This is a genomic window from Ottowia sp. VDI28, assembly GCF_049532675.1.
GTDB lineage: Bacteria > Pseudomonadota > Gammaproteobacteria > Burkholderiales > Burkholderiaceae_C > Ottowia.
The window spans coordinates 2,390,429-2,406,326 of sequence record NZ_CP149820.1 but is presented as its reverse complement, the minus strand read 5'-3'; the positions used below and the strand labels follow the sequence as shown (position 1 = coordinate 2,406,326).

Below are 15,898 nucleotides of genomic sequence, written 5' to 3'. Positions count from 1 at the left end.
TGGCAGGTCAAGCGGCTGCGCGCATGTCAAATGGCGGGCGCTCAAGGCACCCGGGGTTTCAAAAACACCAACCATCCAACAACGCGGCATGCAAAAGAAACAGCGTGGCGCTGAAAAAACAGCGTAACGCTGGACGGAAAACAAATGCGGTGGCCTCAAGAACGTATTCACGATCTGAGAAGGCCCCCTGCTTTCCGCCTTTGAGTCAACCCCCGGCATCATGGCCAGTTTGACGGGTGACAGCGTGCGAGAAGGGAGATGTATCTAACGCGCCGGCCTATTGCCGATCCGCGAAGCCTTCGATTATCACCTGAAACGCAAATTGCTGCAATGCAACATGACTGTTCGCAGCCAAAAGGCGACGCTATTCCTCATCAACAAGCGCTGACAGCGTGCGCGAAACACCTTGTTTTGGCATGGCCCCTCCAGGCTGGGTACCATCCACGCCATTGCAAATTATGTTCAACATGCCGTCAGCCAACATGGCGCAGGAGACCTCATGACCCAACTTAACGAAACACACGATCCAGCCCTGAAAAGCTGGGTGGAGTCAGCCAACAGCGGCCAGACCGATTTTCCGATCCAGAACCTGCCTTTCGCCATCTTCCGCCGCCGTGGTGCCCAGGAATCCTTGCGTGGCGGCGTGGCCATTGGCGATCAGATCGTGGACATGGCTGCGGCCCTGAAAGCCGGCGTGTTCGAAGGCGATGCGCTGCCAGCAGCGCAAGCCGCCGCCGAACCCACCCTCAATCACCTGATGGGTCTCGGCACGCAACCCCTTTCCCGTTTGCGTGGCGCGCTCTCGCAAGCCCTCCGCCAAGGATCCTCGCGCGAAGCTGCGTTGAAAGCCTGCCTGGTGCCCCAATCGGAGGCCGAATACGATCTGCCGGCGCGCATTGGCGACTACACCGATTTCTACACCTCGGTGCACCACGCCACCAATATCGGCAAGCAATTCCGCCCGGACAACCCATTGCTGCCCAACTACAAATGGGTGCCCATCGGCTATCACGGCCGGTCGTCAAGTATTGGTGTCTCGGGGCAATCGTTCAAGCGGCCGCGCGGCCAAGTGAAACCACCGGAGGCCGAAGTCCCTCAGGTGAAACCCAGCGCGCGCATGGACATCGAGCTGGAGATGGGGATTCTCATCGGCCAGGGCAATGAACTGGGTGACGCCATCCCGATCGAGCAAGCGGAGTCGCACATTTTTGGCCTGGTGTTGTTCAACGATTGGTCAGCCCGGGACATCCAGCCCTGGGAGTACCAGCCTCTGGGCCCCTTCCTGGCCAAGAACTTTGCCTCCACCATTTCACCTTGGGTGGTGACCATGGAGGCACTCGCCCCCTTCCGTGCCGCCTTCGCCCACCCTGAGAGCGATCCCCAGCCACTGCCCTATCTCAGCAGTGCTGCCAACAGCGCCTCGGGCGGCCTCGACATTCAGCTCGAAGCGCTCATCGAAACACCAAAAATGCGCGAAGCCAAGGTTGCACCGGCCCGCATCACCCTGACCAACTATCGCCACGCTTATTGGACAGCAGGGCAGATGGTGGCCCACCACACGGTGAACGGCTGCAACCTGCAGCCAGGAGACCTGCTGGGTACAGGCACCCTCTCCGGCCCTACCCTGGACCAGGCCTGCGCGCTGATCGAGCTGACTTCTGGAGGCAAGAATCCGATCCAGCTGGCCAACGGCGAAACCCGGACCTGGCTGGAGGACGGCGATACGGTGGTGCTGCGGGGCTGGTGCGAAAAGCCAGGTGCCGTTCGCATCGGGTTTGGTGAATGCGTGGGGACCGTGCTGCCCGCCGCATAAGAGCACGCGCTAAGAGCGTGTTCAAAGCATTTTCACCCCCTCTTCCGGAAAAAGAGGGCGTTGAGCAGCCAGTCGTGCAAGATCAATCATGTCCCGCCGCATCGCCCACCTCGACATGGACGCCTTCTACGCGTCCGTCGAATGGCTACGCTATCCCCAGCTCAAAGGCCTGCCGATGGTCATTGGCGGTTCGCGGCGGCGCGAGGATGACCTGATTGCCCGGTTGAACGAAGCGTTTCCGGAGCGCGAATGGACAGCCGAGCATCTCGCCGAGATCCCTGTCGAGTTTTTCCCCCTTCTGCAGGATTACGTAGGACGCGGCGTGATCACCACGGCCACCTACCCCGCGCGCCGGTTCGGGGTAGGCTCCGCCATGGGGCTGATGAAAGCTGCCAAGCTCTGCCCGCAGGCGATTCTGCTGCCGGTCGATTTCGATCAATACCGCCGGTATTCGCGCATGTTCAAGCAGGTCATCCGGGATATCGCCCCAGTGATGGAAGACCGTGGCGTGGATGAGGTGTACATCGATTTCACCGACGTACCGGGCGGCCAGCGTGAGGGGGGCGCGTACTGGCGCGGTTGATCCAGAAAGGCATCGCAAACGTCACGGGGCTGACCTGCTCCATCGGCGTGGCGCCCAACAAGCTCATCGCCAAGATGGCGAGCGAATTCAACAAGCCGAACGGCATCAGCATCGTGCATGAGAGCGATCTCGAGACCAGGATCTGGCCCCTGCCCTGCCGAAAGATCAACGGCATCGGGCCGAAGGCTGACGCGAAGCTGCAGGGCTATGGCATCCACACCATAGGCGAGTTGGCCGCGCGTGACCGTGCATGGCTGGTGGCCAACTTCGGCAAAGCCTACGGCGCATGGCTGAACGAAGCCTCTCATGGCCGCGACAGCCGCCCGGTGGTGGTCGAAAGCGAACCGGTCAGCATGAGCAGGGAAACCACCTTCGACCGCGATCTGCACGCCGTGCACGATCGCGCCACGCTGGGAGCTATTTTTACGAGGCTGTGCGAGCAGGTGGCCGGCGATCTGGCCGCCAAGGGCTATGTGGGCAAGACCATCGGCATCAAGCTGCGTTTTGACGACTTCAAGATCGTCACGCGGGACCAGAGCATCGACGCCTATACGTCGGACGCCAAGCTCATCCGCCGCGTGGCGGGCCTGTGCCTGAAGCGCGCCGACCTTTCCCGCCGCCTGCGCCTGCTGGGGGTGCGCGTGGGCTCGCTGGTAAAAGCGGATGCCATTCCCGACGGATTGGCCCAGAATGCGTCATCCACCGGCGCGGACCCAGCCCTCCTGGCGAATAGAACGAGAGGGCACGACACGCTGACCGGGGAGCTTTTTAACACTCACCCAAGAGACATTCATGCCCCTGCAACTCACCAGCTTCTCGCTCACCATCCACAACCATGTGGCTCACCTGGTGCTCAACCGCCCGGAAGCGATGAACACCATGAATCCAGCCTTCTGGCACGAGTTGGATGCCGTACTGACGGAGTTGCACAGGAGCGGCGAAGCACGCGCACTGGTGATTTCCAGCACGGGCAAGCACTTTTCCGCCGGCATGGCGCTCGATGTTTTTGGCGGTGCCATTCAGATGGATGACCAAAGCGCGGAAGGCCGCGCGGCTATCTTCGATCTGCTGGGAGATCTACAGGCGACCTTCACCAAGCTCGAGACCTTGCGCATCCCTGTGATCACCGCCATCCATGGCGGCTGTGTCGGCGGTGCGGTGGACATGGTGACGGCCACCTGCATCCGCTATGCCAGCGCGGACGCCTTCTTCTGCATCCAGGAAATCAACATCGGCATGGTGGCCGATGTGGGCACTTTGCAGCGCTTGCCCAAACTGATGCCGATGGCCGTCGTCAAGGAATTGGCCTATACCGGCCGCCGCCTGAGCGCGCAGAAAGCCATGCAGTACGGCCTGGTCAACGAGGTCTTCGACACGCAGGAAGCCACACTCGCCGCCGCGCTGCAATGCGCCGCCGAAATCGCCGCCAAGCCGCCAATCGCCATCTGGGGCACCAAGCAGGCTGTGAACTACGCGCGGGATCATTCGGTGGAAGACAGCCTGCGCCAGATGGGCTGGCTCCAGGGCTCGATCTGGAGCAATGCGCATGTGCGGGAAGCCGTGACTGCGATGAAGGACAAGCGTGCGGGAGAGTTTCCACCGCTGTCTCCGCTGAAGACTTTTGGTGATTGAGCCCCCTGGGACCGCCAAGCTCCAGCTTGGCAGCAGCGTGTCCTTGTGGCCTGAATGCCAAGCTGGAGCTTGGCGGTCCCAGGGCTACTGTCGCGCGGTACGCACACTGAGGGGCATCGGCCCCGGGTGGCTGGTGCGCCAGGGGTTGATATCCAGGCCACCCCGCCGCGTATAGCGCGCGTAGACCGACAGCTTGGCCGGCCGGCAGCGCGCCCAGATGTCCGTGAACATCCGCTCCACGCAGTGCTCGTGAAACTCATCGTGGCCCCGGAAGCTGATGATGTACTTGAGCAGCCCTGCCTGATCGATCTGCGGCCCTATGTAGCGGATCTGCACGCTGCCCCAGTCCGGCTGCCCCGTCACCGGGCAGTTGCTTTTCAGCAGGCGGCTGGTCAGTGTTTCCTCCACCGGCTGCTCATCCTGCGCGGAGGAAAGCAGGTCCGGCGCAGGCTCGAAGCGGTCGCATTCAATATCCAGCCGGTCCAGGTTCAGGCCATCCAGTTCTTGCAGGGGCTCCTGATCGAACTCCTCTGGCGCTACGAGCCTGACGCCCACGGACGCCCGCACCGGACCGCCCTGCCAGATGCCCGCGCTCAGATCCTGGCGGATGCGCTGGCGCACTTCGTCGGCATCGGCAAAGCGTGTACCGCTGAAGCTGCCCAGGTAGAGCTTGAAGGATTTGCTTTCAATGATGTGCGTACTCTCGGCCGGTACCATGATGTGCGCGATAGCCACCTGGGGCTTGCCGCGCGGGTTCAGCCAGGAAAGCTCGTAGGCCGTCCAGAGATCGGCGCCAAAGAACATCGGCTGGCCCTGGATCCCCATGCTGGCCCGCTGGGGTGCCCGGGCAATAGGAAACAGCAGGCCGGCATCATATTGATCGGCATAGACGGTGGATTTGCCCAGCGGAGAATCCGCTGCGCCTGGGGAATGGCTCATGCCGTGACTCCTAGGAAAAGGGTTCTTGCCGCACGTCCTGCCCAGCCAGGAAAGGTAGCAGAACGGCCAGCACTCGGCGTACGATTTCAGGGTGCGCGGCCGGCACCAGATCATGCGCCATGTCTGCAATGATCTCCAGCCGGGCGCCTGGAATGCGCCTGGCCGTATCCTCGCCGCACGCCATCGGCAGCAAAGTGTCTTCAGCCCCGTGCATGACCAGCGTCGGGCAGGCGATGCGGGACAACAGCTCGGCACGGTCGTCGTCGGCGAGGATGGCCGCAAGCTGCCGGTAGGTGCCTTCCGTGTCCAGGCCGCCCCGGCGTACGGTGCGTTCCAGCGCCGCCCGAAGCTCGCTCTCCGGCGGCGGCAGCGTCGGGCTGGAGATGGCGCGAAAAAATTCAGGTAGTACTGCTCGAGCGCGGCCATGTCAGCGCTGCCGCGCGGCTTGGTGGTGGCTGCGCGCAAAACGGCCGCCTTGGGCTTCATCAAGCCGCGCCCGCCGCTGCTGCCCATGATGCAGGTCAGCGAACGCACCCGCTCCGGCGCGGCCAGCGTCACACGCTGGGCAATCATGGCACCCATGCTCAGACCGACGATGTGCGCGCGATACAGGCCCAGCGCATCCAGGACACCCAGCGCGTCGGCCGCCATGTCGGCCAGCCTGTAGGGCACGCTCGGACGCAAGCCCATCCATGCCTGGGTGGCTACCCAGGGAATGCGGGGTGCGGGCTTGTCTGCGAGGTGGGTCGACAAACCGGCATCCCGATTGTCAAAGCGCAGCACCCGGTAGCCCGCGCCCGTCAGGCCTTGCAGAAGGCTGTCTGGCCAATGAATGAGCTGGCCATTCAACCCCATGATGAGCAACACCGGCTCGCCGGAACCACCTGAGTCCTCGGCCTCGATGGTGATGCCGTTCACGTGCAGCTTCATGCAGCGCTGCCTCTGGTCACACTCAACGGAACTCCCCTTCACGCAACCACTTCGTCGCAATCCATTTTTCCCCCGCGATCACGGGTGCGCCGCCGTGCAGGGTCTTGGTGGAAGGATGGGGGCGCTCATAGCTGAAGAACACCGCATTGCCGCGTTTGGGCGCCACCTCGAAATGCACGCCCGGGAACGTAGTGCCACCGCCTTTTTCCGGCTCGTTCAGATACATCACCACGGTGCCGACGCGTTGGCCGCCTCGCTTGAGGATGGTCGGCGTGCCCGGCTCGGAGAGATCGAAGTAGTCGTAGTGCGGACGGTATTCGGTGCCTGGCACGTATTGCAGCACCTGGAGGCCTTCTCCGTTTTCGACCGGCCAGTTGAGCAGCTTGGCAATGCGCGCCTCGATCCTCGAGACCAGCTCGTTTTCGCCGCGCTGGAAGAACATGCCCTGGCTGGTGCGGTCGGCATGCACCTCCTCCCCGCCTGTCTTGGTAGCGACCGTAAGCGACCGGCTCAGGCGCGGCGTGGCGGCGGCGATCAGTTCGTCGCACTCCTGGTCGGACAACAGATTGCCCAAAATCACCAGGCGCGGCAGCGCCATGGCGCCCAGCACGGCCACCTGGCGGTCACCGCCATCCAGGTACAAAGGTGAATCGGCGATGGTTGGCTCAGGCACCGGTACTGCTGGCGGCAGGCCCTGCGCGGCGGCCTGCTTGTCGAGATGGCCGCGCAGCGTGGACTCCATGGCCTCGACGGCCACGTCCTCATCCCAGCCGGAGGCTTTCATCGACTGCAGGACCGACTCGGCGGTATGACCGGCCTGGGCCTGGGCGACGATCCATTCGCGAAGTTCGGGGGTGATGTGCTGGCTCATGGGTAGTCCCTCATCTCGGCGTTTGCGTCAACGTTTTCTGCGAAACACCAGTCGGTTGGGCTCGGAAATTGACGGCTCGAAAGCGTAGCCTTCCAGATCGAAATCTTCGAGCTTCTTCGGGGTGCTTACCCGCTTTTGTACCGCATAGCGGGCCATGAGCCCACGCGCGCGTTTGGCCAGAAAGCTGATGACCTTGTACTGGCCGGCTTTGTAATCCTCGAACACGCAGTCGATCACACGCGCTTGCAGGGATTTGCGATCCACCGATTTGAAGTATTCCTGGGAAGCCAGGTTCACAACGATGGGCGTCTTTTCGCTGGCTTGCCGTTCGTTCAAGTAGTCGGCGATCTGGCTGCCCCAATATTGGTACAGATTGGAGCCTTTTTCCGTCTGCAGCCGAGTGCCCATTTCGAGCCGGTAGGGCTGCATGCGATCGAGTGGGCGCAACACGCCGTACAGGCCGCTCAGAATGCAGATGTGCTCCTGAGCCCAGCCCATCTGAGCCTCCGTGAGGCTTTTCGCATCCAGGCCGCCATAGACATCGCCATCGAAGGCCAGAACCGCCTGTTTGGAGTTCTTGGCGGTGAACCGGGATGACCAAGCCTCATAACGTGCTACGTTCAACGCCGAAAGCGCATCACTCAGGCGCATCAGCTCCGCGATCTGCGCCGGCGACTTCTCGCGCAGCACCTTGATCAGCTCCGCTGATTGGCGGGTGAACAGTGGTTGTGTATGGGGTAGATCATCCGCCACCGGGGTGTCGTAATCGAGCGCTTTTGCGGGGGACAGAAGAAACAGCATGCGCCCGATTCTAGGGCGTGTCATCCATCAAAACCCCCGCGCGGATTACTGCGCCGTCCAGCCGCCGTCCGATGCCCAGGCTTGGCCGCGCACGTTGTCGGCGGCAGGCGAGCAGAAGAAAACAGCCATACCGCCCAATTGCTCGGGCGTCGTGAACTGAAGCGAGGGCTCTTTTTCCTGCAGCAGTTCCTTGGTAGCCTGCTCCACAGTGATCTTCTCGCGCACGGAGCGGTCGTCGATCTGCTTTTGCACCAGCGGCGTCAGCACCCAGCCGGGGCAGATGGCATTGGCCGTGATGCCGGTGGTAGCCGTTTCCAGGGCCGTGACCTTCGTCAGGCCGATGATCCCGTGCTTGGCCGCCACGTAAGCGCTCTTGGCCGCCGACGCGACCAGGCCGTGGGCCGAGGAAATATTGATGATGCGGCCCCAGTTCTTCTGCCGCATGTGGGGAATGGCCAGGCGCGTGGTATGGAAGGCCGAGCTGAGGTTGATGGCAATGATCGCGTCCCAGCGCTCGGTTGGAAAGTCTTCCACGTTGGCGACGTACTGGATGCCGGCGTTGTTCACCAGGATATCGACGCCGCCAAATTTTTCAGCCGCGAATTTCATCATGGCCTCGATCTCGGCCGGCTTGCTCATGTCGGCGCCGTGGTACTCCACCTTGACGCCATAGGCCGCGATCTGGGCCTTCGGGCCCTCCACATCGCCAAAGCCATTCATGACGATGTTCACGCCTTGCTTGGCCAGCTCGATGGCAATACCCAGCCCGATACCGCTCGTGGAGCCGGTCACAAGAGCGGTTTTGTTTTTCAGAGTCATGACATTGTTCTCCCGGAAATAAAACAAAAAAGCAGGGACGCGCTGTCAAACGCTCCCTGCTCTCTGGATCCAAACGCGGCGCGTGCCTTTACTTCAGCAGCGTCACACCTGTCTTCGACTGCGCTTCCTCGAAGGTCACGCCCTCGGCCAGCTCGGTCACTTTCAGGCCGCCCTTGGTCACGTCGAACACGCCTAGATCGGTGATGACGCGATCCACCACGCCCACACCCGTGAGCGGCAGCGTGCATTTGGGCAGGATTTTCAGGTCGGTGGTGCCGTCTTTCTTCTTCGCCACGTGCTCCATCAGCACGATGACGCGCGGCACGCCCGCCACCAGATCCATGGCGCCGCCCATGCCCTTGACCATCTTGCCAGGAATCATCCAGTTGGCCAGATCGCCCTGCTCGCTCACCTGCATGGCGCCGAGGATACTCAGGTTGATCTTGCCGCCGCGGATCATGGCAAAGCTGTCATGGCTGCCGAAGATGCTGCTGCCCTTGATGGTAGTCACGGTCTGCTTGCCGGCGTTGATGAGATCGGCATCCACCTCGTCTTCGGTCGGGAACGGGCCGATACCCAGCATGCCGTTTTCGCTCTGCAGCCAGACTTCCTTGTTGGCTGGCACGTGATTGGCCACCAGCGTCGGGATGCCGATGCCCAGGTTCACGTAAAAGCCGTCCTCCAATTCCTGCGCGGCGCGCGCGGCCATTTGATCTTGCGTCCAAGCCATTGCTATCTCCAAAAATTATGTGCGGACAGTACGCTTTTCGATGCGCTTTTCAGGATTGGCGTTATGCACGATACGGTGCACGTAGATGCCGGGCAGGTGAATATCGTCAGGCGCCAGCTCGCCGGTTGGCACGACCCGCTCCACTTCCACAATGCAGAGCTTGCCTGCCATGGCAGCGGCCGGATTGAAATTGCGTGCCGTCAGATTGAAGCGAAGGTTGCCGGCCTCGTCGGCCACGTCGGCCTTGACCAGTGCCACATCGACCACGATCGAGCGCTCCATCACGTAGGTCTGGCCGTCGAATTCGCGCAGCTCCTTGCCCTCTGCCACGAGGGTGCCGACCCCCGTTTTGGTGAAGAAGGCCGGAATACCTGCGCCGCCAGCGCGCAGCTTCTCGGCCAGCGTGCCTTGGGGCGTAAATTCCAGTTCGAGTTCACCGGCCAGGTATTGGCGCTCGAACTCCTTGTTCTCGCCCACGTAGCTGGCGATCATTTTCTTGATCTGCCGGGTCTCCAGCAGCTTGCCCAGGCCGAAACCGTCCACGCCGGCGTTGTTCGACACGCAAGTCAGATTCTTGACACCCGAGTCATGCAGCGCTTGAATCAGTGCCTCAGGAATCCCGCACAGGCCAAAACCGCCCACGGCCAGCATCTGGCCGTCCTTGATGACGCCCTTGAGCGCCTCTTCGGCTGAAGGGTATATTTTGTTCAATTGAAAGTCTCCAACAGTTTGAGCAATCCCGGCCAATTCTATGCCCCCAGCTTGACGCCGAGATTAAACGAAGGAAAGCCACCATGGAACCGCTTCATATTCTCATCATTCCCGGCAGCGTACGGCGCGGGTCGCTGAATCTCACGCTTGCCACCGCCGCGTCCCATGCGGCCACGCGCATGGGTGCGCGCGTATCCGTGTTTGATCTCAGGGAACTGGAGCTGCCCGTCTACGACGGTGACCTGGAAGCCGCGCAGGGTGTCCCGCCGGGAGCACTCAAACTCCAGGACGCCATTGCTGGAAGCGATGGCATCCTGATCGTCACGCCTGAGTACAACGGCTTTCCCACGCCGCTGGTCATCAATTCCTTCGACTGGCTCTCCCGCATCCAGGGCAATGGTGCGCGCCCGGCAGGCCTGGCCACCACGGCGAACAAGCCCGCTGCTCTTCTGTCCGCATCCCCAGGAGCAGGCGGCGCCATGCGGTCGATGAACTTCCTGCGGCAGTACCTGCAAATGGCCTTCCAGATGATCGTCGTGCCACAGCAGTTTGCGCTGGGGCGCGCGCATGAAGCGTTCAATCCGGCCGGCGAGCTGGCCGACCCAAGAGCCGCACAGTCAGTCGAGGCGGCCCTCGGAGCGCTCGCCTCGCTGGCCACTGCGTTGCGCTCAAAATGAAGAGAATAAGCTCGCCATCATCTTCCGGAGACATTCATGAGCCGCTACCCGCTTGCTGATATCAACACGCTGCCAGACGACATCAAGGCCAAGGTACTGGAGGTGCAGGCCAAGGCAGGATTCGTGCCCAACGTCTTCCTGGGACTGGCGCGCCGCCCCGCCGAATGGCGCGCTTTCTTCGCCTACCACGATGCGTTGATGGAGCCAGAAAGCGCGGGCCGTACGAGCCATCTCACCAAGGGCGATCGGGAAATGATCGTCACCACCACCAGCGCCGCCAATCAGTGCCTGTACTGCGTGGTGGCGCATGGCGCGCTGCTGCGCATCTACGAGAAGAAGCCGCTGGTCGCCGATCAGGTGGCGGTGAACTACCGCAAGGCCGCCGACATCAGCCCGCGCCAGAAGGCCATGCTCGATTTCGCCATGAAAGTGTGCGAGCGCTCAGCCGAGATCGATGATGCCGACTTCGAAGCTCTGCATGCCCATGGCTTCGATGACGAAGACATTTGGGACATCGCCGCCATCACGGCGTTTTTTGGCCTTTCCAACCGGATCGCCAGTTTCAGCGGCATGCAACCCAACCCGGAGTTTTACCTGATGGGCCGCCTTCCGAGAGAGAAGAGGTAGTTCTTATAGGGCGGGCATTCGTCAACCCGCAATTTGAGCGCCGCAGTGCCTGATGAAATCAAGCACCGCCTGCCCTTGCTGCTTGCGGCGGTGAACGACCACCCCCAACCGCCGCCGTGCCTTGGGCAAATCCGTCCGCACGATCGCCAGCCGGCCATCCTTGAGCGATTGCTCCGCGGCATGCCCCGATAGAAACGCAATGCCGTCGCCACAGGCCACCACGCGCTTGATGGCTTCGGTGCTGCCCAGTTCCATGGCTACGTTCACCTGCCGGAGGTTGTTCAGCAGCCATTCGTCGGCCACCTTGCGCGTCCCGGAATCGGCCTCCCTCAGCACCCAGTGGGCTTCATCCAGTTGTCGCCGTGCCACCACGCGCTCCGTGAGCGGGTGTCCAGGCGCCGCCACGATGACCAGTTCATCCTCCAGCCAGGGATGGATCACCACTTCGGCATGGGTTTGCGGCCCTTCCACGAAACCCAGATCCACACCGAGCTCGGCCACTGACTCGATCACTTCCTTGGTATTGCCCACGCGCATCTGAATCAGGCTTTTCGGCCATGCCTGGCTCCAGGCGGCAATCCGCGGCGGCAACAGGTATTCACCGATGGTGAAACTCGCGGCCACCCGGATGTGAGCGCCTCTTTCGGATTTGAACAGCGACTGGATGTCTCCCGCTTGCTCCAGCATGGCCTGCGCTGGCGCCAGCAATGCCCGGCCGTTGGCGTTGAGGACCAGCCGGCGGCCCACGCGATCGAACAGGCTGGCGCCCAGGGCCTCCTCCAGTTCGGCCAGCGCCGCGCTCGCCGCGGATTGCGAACGGGAGATCTGCGCGGCCGCCGCATGCGTGGTGCCCGTGCGCACCATGGCCACGAAGATGCTGAGCTGACGCAAAGTCAGCTTGGGGTGCTGCAACCCTGTTGATTGATCTGATTTATCGATCATTTTGAACACAATTATCCGTTTTTTCTTCATGACCTTGTCTTACGATCAAATATCAATTCAGGAATAAGAAGACGTGGAGAACAAGGCATGACCTCGCCATTGCACGATCCACTGGCACCGCCCCTCCCCGGTGCCACCACGGAAATCAAGACCACGACCTGCTACATGTGCGCCTGCCGCTGCGGCATCCGCGTGCATCTGCGTGACGGTGGCCAAGGCCCTGAGGTGCGCTACATCGAAGGCAATCCCGAGCACCCCCTGAACAAGGGCATTCTGTGCGCCAAGGGTTCCTCGGGCATCATGAAGCAGTACTCGCCCGCACGGCTGACGCAGCCGCTTCGCCGCAAGGCAGGAAGTGCCCGCGGTGCCGGAGAGTTCGAGCCCATCTCCTGGGAGGAAACCTACAAGATCCTGCAGGACCGACTGGCTCACCTGCGCGCCACCGATCCCAAGCGCTTTGCGCTGTTCACCGGCCGCGACCAGATGCAGGCGCTCACCGGCCTCTTCGCCCGGCAATTCGGCACCCCCAACTATGCGGCTCACGGAGGTTTTTGCTCCGTGAACATGGCCGCGGGGATGATCTACACCATCGGCGGCTCATTCTGGGAGTTCGGCGGCCCCGATCTGGATCGGGCCAAGCTCTTCGTGATGATCGGCACCGCGGAAGACCATCACAGCAATCCAATGAAGGCCGCGCTCTCGAAGTTCAAGCGGGCCGGCGGGCGCTTCGTGGCCATCAACCCGGTGCGAACGGGCTACGCAGCCATCGCGGATGAATGGATTCCCATCCGCCCGGGCACCGACGGCGCCCTGTTCATGGCATTGATCCGCGAATTGATCGCGCTCGGCCTGTATGACCGCGACTTCGTGGCCCGCTACACCAACGCAGGCCAACTGGTCAATCGCGACGAAAACAGCGACGACTTCGGGATGATGCTGCGCAAGGAGGATGGCGACATCATCAACCCCCTGCGGCCGCACAATTTCTGGTGGTGGGACCGTCACAGCAATCAGCCGGTGGCCGACCACGCCGAAGGGGCTGATCCTGCACTGTTCGGGGAATACCGGATGCCCGACGGCACGCCCGCCGTCCCGGCTTTCCAACTGCTCGAAGAGCGCGTTCGCGATTGCACGCCCGAATGGGCATCCGAGATCACCGGCATTCCCGCCGACACCATCCGGCGCCTGGCGCACGAAATGGGCGTCACGGCGCGTGATCAGACGGTGGAGCTGCCCATAGCCTGGACGGACTGGTGGGGGCGCGAGCATGCCAGCGTCAAGGGCAACCCGGTCGCGTTTCACGCCATGCGCGGATTGGCTGCGCACAGCAACGGCTTCCACTCCATCCGCTCGCTGGCGATCCTGATGTCGCTCCTCGGCACCATTGACCGGCCAGGCGGCTTTCGCCACAAGGCGCCTTACCCCCGCGCCGTGCCGCCCAACGCCCGCCCGCCCAAGGGGCCGCAATCGGTTCAACCGGGCAAGCCGCTCGATGCGCCTCCGCTGGGTTGGATCGAATCGCCCGAAGATCTCTTTGTGGACGAGGCCGGCGAAGCCGTTCGCATCGACAAGGGCTTCTCGTGGGAATACCCGTTCTCTGCCCACGGCCTGATGCACAACGTGATCACCAACGCGTGGCGCGGTGAGCCCTACCCCATCGACACGCTCATGCTGTTCATGGCCAACATGTCGTGGAATTCGAGCATGAACACCTCGCAGGTCCGCGAGATGCTGGTGGACAAGAAGGAGGGCACGGACGAATACCGCATCCCCTTCATCGTCGTCTGCGACGCGTTCCAGTCGGAGATGACGGCCTTCGCCGACCTGATCCTGCCCGACACCACGTATCTCGAGCGGCACGACGTGATGTCCATGCTCGACCGCCCGATCAGCGAGTTTGACGGCCCATGCGACTCGGTGCGGGTGCCCGTGTTGCCGCCCCGTGGCGAGTGCAAGCCTTTCCAGGAAGTGCTGATCGAGCTGGCGTCAAGACTGAAACTGCCGGCTTTCACGCAGGCCGATGGCAGCCGCAAGTACCGCGACTACCCGGATTTCATCGTCAACTATGAAACCGCTCCCGGCTCCGGCATCGGCTTCCTGATCGGCTGGCGCGGCGAAGACGGCCAGCAGTCCCTGCGCGGCAAGCCCAACCCCAAGCAGTGGGAACAGTACGCCGCCAACAACTGCGTTCACCACGTCACGATGCCGCTGGAATACCAGTACATGCGCAACTGGAACCGCGGCTATCTGGAATGGGCCCAACAGGTGGGCTTGCGGCGGGATCTGGATCCGATCGTGATCCACATCTATTCTGAATTCATGCAGCGCTTCCGCCTGGCCGCGCAAGGCAAGGGTGAAGGCCGTCAACCGCCCGATCGCCTGCGCAAGCGCGTGGAAACCTACTTCGATCCGCTGCCGATCTGGTACCAACCGCTGGAATTGCAGACCACGGATCAGCAACGCTATCCGCTGGCCGCGGTCACGCAAAGGCCGATGGCCATGTACCACTCCTGGGATTCGCAGAACGCGTGGCTGCGTCAGATCCATGCGCACAACTACCTCTTCGTCAATCCCAAGACCGCACTCGCCGAAGGCATCGAAGACGGCGATTGGATGTGGGTCGAATCGATGTGGGGCAAGGTGCGCTGCATGTGCCGCCACAGCGAGGCAGTCGAGCCCGGCACGGTGTGGACCTGGAACGCCATCGGCAAATCCAAGAATGCCTGGGCGCTTTCGAGCGATGCGAACGAATCACAGCTTGGTTTCCTGCTGAATCACCTCATCAGCGAAGAACTGCCGGCAGACGCCAACGGCGTGCGCGCATCGAACTCAGACCCCGTCACCGGGCAAGCTGGCTGGTACGACGTGCGCGTACGGATCCGCAAGGCCGAAGCGGACGAGCCCGCGCAAACCTGGCCTCAGTTCGAAGCCATGCCCACGCCGCCAGGACGCCCCAAAGCACCGAAGTGGCGCGCCTGGTTTGCAGGCCGCAAGGAAAAAGATACGCAAGGAGACACGCCATGACCCAGCTGGCGCTCGTGATCGACCTGAACGTGTGCGTCGGCTGCCATGCCTGCGTCACCAGTTGCAAGCAGTGGAACACTTCCGGCAGCGCAGGGGCGCTGGTCGATGAAAACCCCTACGGTGCAGACCCGACCGGAACCTTCTTCAACCGCGTACAGACCTTCGAGGTCGGTGAGTTTCCGAACACGCAGACCGTGCACTTCCCCAAGAGCTGCCTGCACTGCGAGGAGCCGCCCTGCGTGCCGGTATGCCCCACAGGGGCCAGTTACAAACGCGAGCAGGACGGCATCGTGCTGGTCGACTACGACAAGTGCATCGGCTGCAAATACTGTGCCTGGGCCTGCCCCTATGGCGTGCGCGAGATCGACGAGAAGCGCCAGGTGATGAGCAAATGCACGCTCTGCGTGGACCGCATCTACGACGAGAAGCTTCCCGAGCCCGAGCGCAGGCCGGCCTGCGTGATCGCCTGCCCGACCAATGCGCGCCTGTTCGGCGATGTGCACGACCCTGACTCCGAGGTGTCCACCGCCATCCGTGAGCGCGGCGGCTACCCGCTCATGCCGGAGCAAGGCACGTTGCCAGCCAATCACTACCTGCCCCGCCGCAAGACCGAGCTGCGCATAGACCCGCAGCAGATCGTCCGCGAGGAAAACCCTCTGCGCGTGGAAGGCCGGGAGCCGGTACACGGCACTGGAAGGCCTCTCGAGGCCGACTGGGAACATTGAAATGGGACTCCCCCTGAGTCGCTTACGCGCCATCCCCCGCTGGGGACGCTTCCAGCGGCCTGGCGAAGCCAGCT

Annotated in this window: 13 protein-coding genes and 2 pseudogenes; 7 read left to right on the top strand and 8 right to left on the bottom strand. The window is 62.4% G+C overall.

Annotated elements, in window-relative coordinates:
- Nucleotides 1-499 precede the first annotated feature (499 nt).
- The 3 genes and pseudogenes from fahA (at nt 500) to WJU18_RS11520 (ending at nt 4,028) form a co-directional block, all read left to right on the top strand.
- Complete coding sequence (gene fahA / locus WJU18_RS11530) at nt 500-1,813, top strand: fumarylacetoacetase (RefSeq protein WP_423460192.1); 1,314 nt, start codon at nt 500-502, stop codon at nt 1,811-1,813.
- A gap of 88 nt (nt 1,814-1,901) precedes the next feature.
- Nucleotides 1,902-3,055, top strand: a pseudogene (locus WJU18_RS11525) (Y-family DNA polymerase); the annotation flags it as partial.
- Nucleotides 3,056-3,188: 133 nt separating this feature from the next.
- Nucleotides 3,189-4,028: an enoyl-CoA hydratase-related protein gene (locus WJU18_RS11520; protein WP_423460191.1), complete on the top strand. Its 840-nt coding sequence runs from the start codon at nt 3,189-3,191 to the stop codon at nt 4,026-4,028.
- Nucleotides 4,029-4,112: 84 nt separating this feature from the next.
- On the opposite strand, the gene queF is transcribed toward WJU18_RS11520, so the two are convergent.
- The 7 genes and pseudogenes from queF to WJU18_RS11485 all read right to left on the bottom strand — a co-directional run bounded on the left by queF (nt 4,113) and on the right by WJU18_RS11485 (nt 9,829).
- A complete protein-coding gene (queF, locus tag WJU18_RS11515; RefSeq protein WP_423460979.1) occupies nt 4,113-4,967 on the bottom strand; it encodes an NADPH-dependent 7-cyano-7-deazaguanine reductase QueF in 855 nt (284 codons plus the stop codon).
- A gap of 543 nt (nt 4,968-5,510) precedes the next feature.
- Nucleotides 5,511-5,822, bottom strand: a pseudogene (locus WJU18_RS11510) (alpha/beta fold hydrolase); the annotation flags it as partial.
- A gap of 97 nt (nt 5,823-5,919) precedes the next feature.
- Nucleotides 5,920-6,768: a 2OG-Fe(II) oxygenase gene (locus WJU18_RS11505; RefSeq protein WP_423460190.1), complete on the bottom strand. Its 849-nt coding sequence runs from the start codon at nt 6,766-6,768 to the stop codon at nt 5,920-5,922.
- 27 nt (nt 6,769-6,795) lie between these two features.
- On the bottom strand, nt 6,796-7,569 hold the full coding sequence (yaaA, locus tag WJU18_RS11500; RefSeq protein WP_423460189.1) for a peroxide stress protein YaaA: 774 nt from the start codon (nt 7,567-7,569) through the stop codon (nt 6,796-6,798).
- Between the two features lie 45 nt (nt 7,570-7,614).
- Nucleotides 7,615-8,388, bottom strand: a complete 774-nt coding sequence (locus tag WJU18_RS11495; RefSeq protein WP_423460188.1) for a 3-hydroxybutyrate dehydrogenase — start codon at nt 8,386-8,388, stop codon at nt 7,615-7,617.
- Nucleotides 8,389-8,476: 88 nt separating this feature from the next.
- The gene (locus WJU18_RS11490) at nt 8,477-9,118 is read right to left on the bottom strand and encodes a CoA transferase subunit B (RefSeq protein ID WP_423460187.1); all 642 of its coding nucleotides are present in this window, start codon (nt 9,116-9,118) and stop codon (nt 8,477-8,479) included.
- Between the two features lie 15 nt (nt 9,119-9,133).
- Nucleotides 9,134-9,829 carry a CoA transferase subunit A gene (locus tag WJU18_RS11485; protein WP_423460186.1) on the bottom strand — a complete coding sequence of 232 codons (696 nt, stop codon included), beginning with the start codon at nt 9,827-9,829 and terminating at the stop codon, nt 9,134-9,136.
- An 83-nt stretch (nt 9,830-9,912) separates the two neighbouring features.
- Between WJU18_RS11485 and WJU18_RS11480 the strand changes: the two genes are divergently transcribed.
- A complete protein-coding gene (locus tag WJU18_RS11480) occupies nt 9,913-10,506 on the top strand; it encodes an NADPH-dependent FMN reductase (RefSeq protein ID WP_423460185.1) in 594 nt (197 codons plus the stop codon).
- Between the two features lie 36 nt (nt 10,507-10,542).
- Nucleotides 10,543-11,133, top strand: a complete 591-nt coding sequence (locus tag WJU18_RS11475) for a peroxidase-related enzyme (RefSeq protein ID WP_423460184.1) — start codon at nt 10,543-10,545, stop codon at nt 11,131-11,133.
- Nucleotides 11,134-11,154: 21 nt separating this feature from the next.
- Here WJU18_RS11475 and WJU18_RS11470 read toward each other — a convergent pair whose 3' ends face one another.
- Nucleotides 11,155-12,075: a LysR family transcriptional regulator gene (locus WJU18_RS11470; RefSeq protein ID WP_423460183.1), complete on the bottom strand. Its 921-nt coding sequence runs from the start codon at nt 12,073-12,075 to the stop codon at nt 11,155-11,157.
- A gap of 87 nt (nt 12,076-12,162) precedes the next feature.
- On the opposite strand from WJU18_RS11470, the gene WJU18_RS11465 reads away from it, so the two are divergent.
- Together WJU18_RS11465 and WJU18_RS11460 are read left to right on the top strand one after the other, a co-directional pair.
- Entirely contained in the window at nt 12,163-15,099 is a 2,937-nt protein-coding gene (locus WJU18_RS11465; RefSeq protein WP_423460182.1) for a molybdopterin oxidoreductase family protein, read from the top strand.
- Nucleotides 15,096-15,824, top strand: coding sequence for a 4Fe-4S dicluster domain-containing protein (locus tag WJU18_RS11460; protein ID WP_423460181.1), 729 nt, complete (start codon nt 15,096-15,098; stop codon nt 15,822-15,824). The genes WJU18_RS11465 and WJU18_RS11460 overlap by 4 nt, the downstream gene beginning before the upstream one ends.
- Nucleotides 15,825-15,898: the final 74 nt, after the last annotated feature.

What these genes read in the sequence shown, in the direction of transcription:
- WJU18_RS11490 (WP_423460187.1), bottom strand. Translation starts at nt 9,118, where the DNA reads ATGGCTTGGACGCAAGATCAAATGGCCGCGCGCGCCGCGCAGGAATTG.
- WJU18_RS11520 (WP_423460191.1), top strand. Translation starts at nt 3,189, where the DNA reads ATGCCCCTGCAACTCACCAGCTTCTCGCTCACCATCCACAACCATGTG.
- queF (WP_423460979.1), bottom strand. Translation starts at nt 4,967, where the DNA reads ATGAGCCATTCCCCAGGCGCAGCGGATTCTCCGCTGGGCAAATCCACC.
- WJU18_RS11465 (WP_423460182.1), top strand. Translation starts at nt 12,163, where the DNA reads ATGACCTCGCCATTGCACGATCCACTGGCACCGCCCCTCCCCGGTGCC.
- WJU18_RS11505 (WP_423460190.1), bottom strand. Translation starts at nt 6,768, where the DNA reads ATGAGCCAGCACATCACCCCCGAACTTCGCGAATGGATCGTCGCCCAG.
- fahA (WP_423460192.1), top strand. Translation starts at nt 500, where the DNA reads ATGACCCAACTTAACGAAACACACGATCCAGCCCTGAAAAGCTGGGTG.
- WJU18_RS11495 (WP_423460188.1), bottom strand. Translation starts at nt 8,388, where the DNA reads ATGACTCTGAAAAACAAAACCGCTCTTGTGACCGGCTCCACGAGCGGT.
- WJU18_RS11480 (WP_423460185.1), top strand. Translation starts at nt 9,913, where the DNA reads ATGGAACCGCTTCATATTCTCATCATTCCCGGCAGCGTACGGCGCGGG.
- yaaA (WP_423460189.1), bottom strand. Translation starts at nt 7,569, where the DNA reads ATGCTGTTTCTTCTGTCCCCCGCAAAAGCGCTCGATTACGACACCCCG.
- WJU18_RS11460 (WP_423460181.1), top strand. Translation starts at nt 15,096, where the DNA reads ATGACCCAGCTGGCGCTCGTGATCGACCTGAACGTGTGCGTCGGCTGC.
- WJU18_RS11470 (WP_423460183.1), bottom strand. Translation starts at nt 12,075, where the DNA reads ATGATCGATAAATCAGATCAATCAACAGGGTTGCAGCACCCCAAGCTG.
- WJU18_RS11475 (WP_423460184.1), top strand. Translation starts at nt 10,543, where the DNA reads ATGAGCCGCTACCCGCTTGCTGATATCAACACGCTGCCAGACGACATC.